The sequence below is a fragment of the Hydrococcus rivularis NIES-593 genome (assembly GCF_001904635.1).
GTDB lineage: Bacteria > Cyanobacteriota > Cyanobacteriia > Cyanobacteriales > Microcystaceae > Hydrococcus > Hydrococcus rivularis.
Map to the genome: position 1 here is coordinate 76,702 of NZ_MRCB01000020.1, position 8,374 is coordinate 85,075.

Sequence of the window (8,374 nt, forward strand, 5' to 3'; positions counted from 1 at the left end):
TTTTCAGATCGAAATTGACAGCTATTTCTACGATATCTCATTAGCAGATCTGTCTTGGCTTTGTACTGCTATCCAATCGGCGATCGCGCGAACTAACTGAGGATCGTTGGGAGAGAATTGTTGGAGTTTAACAACGGGTTGGTCGGTGACGACGCAAATGGGTCCTTCAAACTTACTGAGCGTCTCTAAAAAGAGCGGAGAAAATCCTTGCCTTTCCGACTCAGTTCGATTTTCGTCAAAAACCAGCACAAACGTCTTGTCGGGATAATTGCGCCTGAGCATGTTCCAGTAAAGCCTCAGTTTTGCCATCGTGTCTGGTACGCCATACTCGAACTTGGGACAGTTTTGTGCCAGCATGCGATCGTAGATATCCACGAGCGGATTGTCTGGATCGATAAATTGGCTGCTGTCGATGCCAACGAGATGAATGGGCTTACCTAAGTCGGTATCATGAGCAATCGCTTGCTGCAAGCGAGAGAATAAGTCGATCGCGTTGGCGCTGTCTGCTTGAGGCATCCCGCTTGAGGCAATCTCTCCTGCAAAGGAGAGCGCTTGAGTTTCTGGCGCTTCGTCAATTTCTGGCTGGACGGGTAGGGGGCGAAAATACCAGGCTTGATAGAACTCAGGGTAGGGCAATCGCTGGGCGCAATGCCACATGACTTTATAGGAAGCCAGATCGGGCGTTGCACTCTTGTAGAGGAAGCCATCTCTGAGGGTCGAGACGACGAGCATCATCTGTCTGTCTTGGAGCAGATGAATTAGGCTATCTGCGATATGTGTGCGGATGGTTTCGTCATCGCTAGATTGAAGCAATCCCAGCAAAACGGAAATCGCCTCTCGATTGCCCGCGCCCACTTTTGCCAAACTCTTAGCCGCTTGTCTGAGGGTATCTTTATCTCGCGCCGACTGAATCAAGCGGATTAACGTTGCGATCGCGGCGGGATTGTGGCTGCCAATTTCGCCTAGGCTTTCTGCGGCGAGGCTGCGGACATCTTTATCTCGACTCAATTGAATTAATTTAACCAGCGCCTTAGTTGCCTCAAGATTGCCCGGATCGATTTTTCCTAAGCTATAGGCGGCTTGTCGGCAAGTGAATTCGTCATAGCTAGTGCGGAGCAGCTCTTGCAGAGCGGCGATCGCTTCGGCATTAGCTGGATCGATTTTGCCCAAGCTTTCTGCGGCTTCTCGACGGGTGGATTCATCATCCGCATACTGCATCAATCTCACTAAAGCCGCGAAGGCTACTGGATGATTGGGGTGAATTTTTTCTAGACTGTCGATGGCTTCTTTATGCAACAAGCCTTGTTCTGGCGATTTGATAATTTTGACGAGCGCGTCGATTGCCTCTTGATTGCCGATGGCGATTTTGCCGAGACTGCTGACGGCGAGCCAACGCATGTAAACATCGTCCGAGGTTTCGAGCAGTTGTACTAGGGCAGCAATTGCCTCAAGATTGCCCGGATCGATTTCTCCCAAGCTGTAGACGGCTTGTTGGCAAACCTCTCTTTGTTGTGCCGACTGCAACAGTTGAACGAGAACGGCGATCGCAGTTGGGTTGCCCGGATCGATTTTTTCTAGGGTTTCTGCTGCCTGACGGCGTACTCCTTCATCCTCGTTGGTGCGAATGAGTTGGACTAACGTCGCGATCGCCGTCCGATTGCCGCGACCGATGATAGCCAGACACTCAAATGCCCTTCGTTGAGTCGCGCTGGAGGTGGCAGTGCGAAGCAAGTTAATTAAAGTTGCGATCGCTTTTTGGTTGCCTGCGCCAATTTTTTCTAAGCGATCGAAGGCAATTTGCTGAATCTCTTCGGGAGTATTGGAGTCGAGCAATTGGGCTAAAGTTGCGATCGCTTTTTGATTGCCGGGTTCTATTTTCCCCAAACATTCTGCGGCTTGCCAGCGGATGGATGCTAATTTCGTCGTATCGAGAATTTGTTGGAGCGCTGCGATCGCTTCTAAATTGTCTTTGCCAATTTGTTCTAAACTTCTAAAAGCAAAGCTTTGAACCCGCTCGTTGTCTGTCGTTTCAATTAATTTTACCAGCAGCGCGATCGTTTTTCTGGGATCGGTTGCGGCTAGCGCGGCTCTAGCTGCGGCAGCGAAGGGATGATTCAGTGCCCTTGGCAACCGAGACTGGCGATCGAGTTCTGCCAATCCCCACTCGACAAGCTGCGCGACAATTTTATCGGCTTGACTGCATTCGCCAAACTCTGACAATCCTGCTGCCGCTAGAAAATAGGCTCGTTTGCCATAAAAGTTTTCACAACCGCAGCCGTCGTCAAACTCGATTAAGGCTTTAATAAAGTCTTCTTTAGCCTGTTTCGCGATATCTTCGCGTCCCAGCCACAATAAAATCGTTGGTTTCCAATGGGGATCGAAGATGCGATAGCCATCGTGGGGAGAATCTAGGGGGTTTTCTTTTTCTAGTTTGTCTTTTAAAAAGAAGTGCCAATCTTCTATTGTGCGGGCGGCAAAATATTCTTGAAAAGTCGGATCGAAAAATGCATAGTATTTCTCCTGTGGATTTTCTGTGAAAACTCCTACCGATTGCAGCCACCCCAATCGAATTGCCAGCCGAAACAATGGCGTATCTTCTCCGAGAGTTTCGGCAACGAGGCGGTGAGAAATGTTGTAAGGAAAGGATTTGGCTTGTTGCATCGACAGCAGGGCTAGCTTCCCCAAGGCGGCATTTAACTCTTGCTGCTGAGCTGCATTAGTTGGAGTCGCTTCGGCTTTCCACTGATAAAATTCTGGAATGAGTTTCTGGTACAGTTGCGATCGCGTATCGGGCAAGTCTTGCGGTTGCTTCTGCCATAGGCGACACAACAAAGCCAAACGCAAAGGATTCTTAATAATTTGGCGAATCTGTACTTTTTCGGGTCGATTCAGGATTTGAAATAATTTTTCTCCTAAGTCTTCGCCTTGTACTTTTTTATCGCTAGCCAAATGGTTGGGATTAAACCATTTGACAATAAATTCTCTCACCTGTTCTGGATAGGTTAGCTCTAGGGTTTGATAGGTATCGAATGCAGAGAGTAAGTTTTTATTGTCTTCCCAAATATGGGTACGGCAGGTTAAAACGATCCGTACCTTATCCGTCCAGCTGCGAATTTGTTGAGCGACTGTCAATAGTCTAAGCAATCGTTCGTCTACGCCATCAATTAACAGCCACACCCGACCGCTATCGAGTAATTCCTCAAAGGCTTCTTGCCATTCTATCGGTGGCAGATCCGGACTATTGGCGGCTTGAGGCAGCCATTTTTGTCGTAAATATTGATCGAAAAGATTCGTCCCAAGCTGCGATGAAGTAATCCAAATGGGAACATCTTCTGTTTTCTCCAATACCCAACTGGCGATTTTTTGCAGGAAGAAAGTTTTTCCCGTGCCGGACTCGCCGACGATCGCGATCCGGCAACCTTGGCTAGGGCTTTTTCTCTGTTGCAGAATCCGAGTTAAAAACTGTTCTTGTGGAAAAGTTTGCGCGATTTGTTCTTCCTGGGAAGGATAAGAGAGTTCTTCTGCGTCTGATAAAATTTGGCTACCGTGGTGTTGACGCTGCTCGACCAATCCCAGTGATATATTAAGGTTATCTTCTTCTGCGCGCTCTAAACCGTCGGGTTGGGTTGTTAAAGGATTGCTTGGGAGAGAGCGATCGAGCATAACACGGCAAACTTTATGCCAGTCGATTGCAGATTTTTTCCGAGAAAAAGATTCTTTTGCCTTTGTTGATAAGCACTTTTCAGACTTCATGTAAGCTTTCTCAAACCGATTGCATAAGTGCCATGGCAGTTTTCTCTGCATTCGAGAAGACCTGCAATCTTAATGTACCCAAATACAATGGAATTGTATCGTAGGTCTCGAAGGTGAAATAATGGTTGATTGTGCCAAGGATTGTATTAATGGATGTATTTTGGGCGACCAGTGTCCCAACAAGGAATACGCAGCAGAAGCCTCTAAGTTTATTAACGAGACTTCTTTGGACAAAATGCTGGAAATGGCAGAAGCGGCTCGTTTGAAAAAACTAACGGAGCCTCCTAAATGGGTCATGCCCGACGACCTGTAAAAGATCTATCTATAATCTATCTATAGATATATAGATATATCATTATTTATGTCGTAATATCTGTGTCCCTGCTATCATTTGTCGGGCGATTTCTTTTTCATGTCATTATGTCATCTCACTCCAAGTTAGTCAGAAACTGAAGTTCCTGACTAATAGCTAAAGTCCTCTCAAGAGAACTAAGCAAAGAGATATTAGATGTAGAATTAGAATCAGCCTTTGGCTAGCTGAAGCTGAGTGCGACGCACTCCTTGATAAAACTCACTTACGGCGCGAAGGTATTCTTCTTCACTGACAGCAGCAACATTATTGTGTCCCGCATGGGGAACGAGTAAAAGCTGTTTGGGAGCGCTAGCAGCTTCATATAAGTTTTGACCCATTTGAACAGGAACGGTGCGATCGCTCGCGCCATGAATCAGCAGTAACGGCACCCGCAATAATTTTAGTTTGCTCAGGGAGTCAAAGCGTTGAGTCAGGAGCCATTTGACAGGAAAAAGTTGAAAAACTCCTTGACGGGCGAGTTGTTCGCCCATAGAAGTAAAAGTATTCTCTATAATTAAACCAGCCGCTTGAGGTCGTCGCACCGCTAAATCGATCGCGATCGCTCCTCCTAGGGAATGTCCGTAGATAAAGATATCGCGAGGGTTAATTTCCCGCTGCCGCACCAGATAATCCCATGCCGCTTGAGCATCTCGATACACTTCTGCTTCTGTAGGAAATTTGCCTTTGCTGCGACCGTATCCTCGATAGTCAATCAGCAGTACGGAAAATCCTAATTGGTGAAAGCGTCGGGCATGTCCGAGATTAGCGCTGATATTGCCTCCATTTCCATGTAGATAGAGAAGAACATCTGCTTTAGGGTTGAGAGAAGGTATCCACCATCCATGAAGGCGTTCTACTTTTCCCTTCCAAGTCAACACGGGCATCCATACCTCTTCAAAGGCTAAACCAAAGTCGCCAGGAGAGTTTTTGATAATGGTTGAGGGGAAAAAAATGAGTCGATTTTGCCACAGCGTCAAAGCAATGCAAAAGAGAAAGTAGACGAGCGCACCTACACCGACAACGCCTGATAACAGTTGCATCCAAGGAGAGTGAACAATTTGCCACGACTGCATAATCACTTTCGTCTAAATTGGTTAAAAACAGTCTACTCTTTTCAGGAGTCAGAAGCTTCGAGCTTTGAGTTCCTCCATTTTTCCGATCCTATCTTCACGTAATCTTAACGACAAAATGTAACGTTTTTGGCAAAGTTAGGCGATCGCGCCCAAGAAAAACAGAGGAAGTGAAGGCAGAAGGCAGAAGACGCTTTTACAATCCTTTCATCGAATCACTAATAACCGTTAAAGTGGTGGTTTTCTGGTGTGCCAATCGGTGGATTGCTCGTAAGCATAGGCAACTTGAAAGAGCAAATCTTCTCGCAGAACATTACCGATTAACTGCATGCCAATCGGCAATCCCTGTGCGTCGAATCCACAAGGCACGCTCATTCCCGGCAAACCTGCCAAATTCACCGGAATGGTCATCAAGTCCAATAAATACATGCTCAGGGGATCTTCTGTTTTCTCTCCAGCTTTGAAAGCAGTCGTTGGCGAGGTGGGACAAATTAACACGTCTACTCGTTCAAAAGCCGTCTCAAAGTCTTGTTTAATCAGAGTGCGAACTTTTTGCGCTTTCAGATAATAGGCATCATAGTATCCCGCAGAGAGTGCATAAGTTCCCAACATAATCCGTCGCTTAACTTCTTTCCCAAAACCAATAGCGCGGGTTTTTGTATACATTGATAGCAGCGTATCGCTATTTTCTCGAATGCCATATCTGACCGCATCGTAACGCGCTAGATTTGCCGAAGCTTCTGAGGGAGCAATGATATAGTAAGCAGAAACGCCGTAGCGGAATCGAGGACAGGAAACCTCAACAATCTCTGCTCCTAGTGTTTTGAGTTGTTCTATTGCGTTGTTGACCGTCTCTGCAACAGTCGGATCCAATCCTTCTCCAAAAGTTTCTTGAATCACCCCGATTTTTAAGCCAGACAAGTCTGGTTTGAGGAATTGAGTATAGTTAGGGATTTCTACCTTGAGGCTAGTAGAATCTTTTGGATCGTACCCCGCGATCGCGCCGAGTAAAATTGCGGCATCCTCTACGGTTCTGGCAAAAGGACCGATTTGATCCAACGAAGACGCAAAAGCGACTAACCCAAAGCGCGAAACCAAACCGTAAGTGGGTTTCAATCCTACGACCCCGCACAGAGAAGCGGGTTGACGAATCGATCCTCCGGTATCGGAACCCAAGGCTACGACGCATTCTTCGGCGGCTACGGCTGCGGCAGAACCGCCGGAAGATCCCCCTGGAACCCGCTCTAGATCCCACGGGTTGGCTGTTCTATAATAGGCGGAGTTTTCGGTGGAACCTCCCATAGCAAATTCATCGAGATTGGTTTTTCCCACCATGACTGCCCCGGCGTCTTTTAATTTTTGAGTGACGGTAGACTCATAGGGAGGAATAAAATTCTCTAAGATCCGCGAGGCGCAGGTTGTGGGAATTCCTTGGGTACACATGTTGTCTTTGATGCCGACAGGAATTCCTTCGAGCAGTCCGATTTCTTCTCCTGCCGCAATTTTAGCATCCACTTTCTTAGCGGTTTCCAGGGCTTGCTCGGCAGTAACTCTCAAAAAACTGTGTAATTTGGGTTCTAGTACTTCAATGCGTTCTAGGACTTCAGTTGTAATTTCTGTTGCCGAGCGTTCTTTTTTGACTAATTGTTGATGTAATTCGCGGATGGATGCCATGAGCGTATCGTTGAAACGTCAATAGAAAATCGTAGAAAAAGACTACGCCTATGTCACTGTAGCAAACAGCGGCAGGTTTTCGAGAAAATTTAACTCGATCGAGGATGTCACGCAATACTGCCTCGCTTGCGAGTTTCCTTATAAGAGACTCCTACATTCTTCATCCCCGCCCGAATCATCTGTTGTTCGAGTAAAGCAAAAAAACGGGCGCGATCGCCGCCTCTAACTACTGCTTGATTGTGCGCCTCTGCTAAGGAAATCGGATAGCCATATCCCTTGCTCACCTGCGCTAGCATAATCCCCAGCGATCGATCGAACAGTTCCGAGTCTTCTGCAACCCAGGCAGGAACTTCAATGCGAGCAATTTCCGTTCCGACGTTGACATAGCAAAAATACACCCTCAGCGAGTCGCCATACAAATCGAGAATTCTTAAGGAACTGCGCCACAGGGGACCTCGCTGTCCGGGTTCTAGTATATATGCCCACAGGGTCGCATCGCGCAGGGGATCGATAATTTGACAAGGCGTGCGATCTTCTTCGAGATCGCTACAGTTGGCAAGGCAGTTGGGACTCTCGTGCGGGCAAGCTTGCAGGCGTAGAAAGTTAACGGCTTCAGTACTGCGGGAAGCACTGAGATAGCCTATTAAGGGAATTTTCGTTTCTCGCAACTGTTCCCATGCTTCTAGGATAGGTAATAAAATGCGATCGCGCGCCTCCAAGGGCAGCCCGTCTAAAAACCAGTAAATCAAAGACCCGTCAACTAAAGCGAGGTTGGGATCGTAATGCGCCCCTGGCGGGTTTACCCAGCGACAAGCAATTTCTGCTAGCATTTGCGTCTCTAAAACCGCACGCCGATATCCCATCCATTCTTCGGTACGAATTCCCCATTGTTTGGAGACGTAGAGGTCTTCGGGTTTGTAATACACTTCTGGAACGCTATCGATTAGCGGATGCAAGTTTTGCCCGTAGTGCAGCATGACCCGACCGACATTGATTAAATAGCAATAGGCGATTTCGTGATGAGAGGGGGCTATTTGCGAACCATCGGTAGCAAAGACGCTGTAACGGTCGGGGGGAGGGATGATGGTAATGCGAGTGTCGAATGGTTCGATGGGAATCGCGACGGAGAAAATCAAGCGATCGCGCCATTTTTGGTGCAGTTCGATTAATTTCTCTTGTTTTGCCTGCGTTTCTAGTAATAATACCTGGGCGCGTTCCAATCGTTGGCGACTTGCAGCGACTTCTTTTTTAAAGTGTTGGCTAATTCCTGGAATTTGTCCGGCAAGTTTGGCGAGATCGAGCATTTGACGCACTGCTATAACAGGCTTAATCTATTTTATTCCATTGAACAAATCAAGCGAGTGAGGATTGTCCGTCGTGCTGATGGCTAGGCTACTATGTGCAGTTCTCGGTACAGATAGATCCAACAGATAGGTTAACTTTGCAGACCGAGATATCAACGCCGGAATCAAGTGCGATTCGTTCAGTCTAAACCGAAGAATCGGGGGACGACTGGCTCTCCAAA

5 protein-coding genes are annotated in these 8,374 nt (G+C 47.3%); 1 reads left to right on the forward strand and 4 read right to left on the reverse strand.

All coding sequences use genetic code 11. The annotated features are described in order from the left end of the window. Positions 1–27 precede the first annotated feature (27 nt). Positions 28–3,804, reverse strand: coding sequence for a HEAT repeat domain-containing protein (locus NIES593_RS15920; RefSeq protein WP_083602466.1), 3,777 nt, complete (start codon positions 3,802–3,804; stop codon positions 28–30). 70 nt (positions 3,805–3,874) lie between these two features. On the opposite strand from NIES593_RS15920, the gene NIES593_RS15925 reads away from it, so the two are divergent. Beyond that, the gene (locus tag NIES593_RS15925; protein WP_073600513.1) at positions 3,875–4,066 is read left to right on the forward strand and encodes a hypothetical protein; all 192 of its coding nucleotides are present in this window, start codon (positions 3,875–3,877) and stop codon (positions 4,064–4,066) included. A 209-nt stretch (positions 4,067–4,275) separates the two neighbouring features. On the opposite strand, the gene NIES593_RS15930 is transcribed toward NIES593_RS15925, so the two are convergent. The 3 genes from NIES593_RS15930 to NIES593_RS15940 form a co-directional block, all read right to left on the reverse strand. Beyond that, positions 4,276–5,178 (reverse strand): alpha/beta hydrolase, encoded by a 903-nt coding sequence (locus tag NIES593_RS15930; protein WP_083602467.1) that lies wholly within the window; start codon positions 5,176–5,178, stop codon positions 4,276–4,278. 225 nt (positions 5,179–5,403) lie between these two features. Further along, complete coding sequence (gatA, locus tag NIES593_RS15935) at positions 5,404–6,849, reverse strand: Asp-tRNA(Asn)/Glu-tRNA(Gln) amidotransferase subunit GatA (protein ID WP_073600514.1); 1,446 nt, start codon at positions 6,847–6,849, stop codon at positions 5,404–5,406. A gap of 107 nt (positions 6,850–6,956) precedes the next feature. Beyond that, the gene (locus tag NIES593_RS15940; RefSeq protein WP_073600515.1) at positions 6,957–8,153 is read right to left on the reverse strand and encodes a DNA double-strand break repair nuclease NurA; all 1,197 of its coding nucleotides are present in this window, start codon (positions 8,151–8,153) and stop codon (positions 6,957–6,959) included. Positions 8,154–8,374 lie beyond the last annotated feature (221 nt).

Coding starts and splice junctions, on each gene's coding strand:
- NIES593_RS15930 (WP_083602467.1), bottom strand. CDS start 5,178: ATGCAGTCGTGGCAAATTGTTCACTCTCCTTGGATGCAACTGTTATCA.
- NIES593_RS15920 (WP_083602466.1), bottom strand. CDS start 3,804: ATGCAGAGAAAACTGCCATGGCACTTATGCAATCGGTTTGAGAAAGCT.
- NIES593_RS15940 (WP_073600515.1), bottom strand. CDS start 8,153: ATGCTCGATCTCGCCAAACTTGCCGGACAAATTCCAGGAATTAGCCAA.
- gatA (WP_073600514.1), bottom strand. CDS start 6,849: ATGGCATCCATCCGCGAATTACATCAACAATTAGTCAAAAAAGAACGC.
- NIES593_RS15925 (WP_073600513.1), top strand. CDS start 3,875: ATGGTTGATTGTGCCAAGGATTGTATTAATGGATGTATTTTGGGCGAC.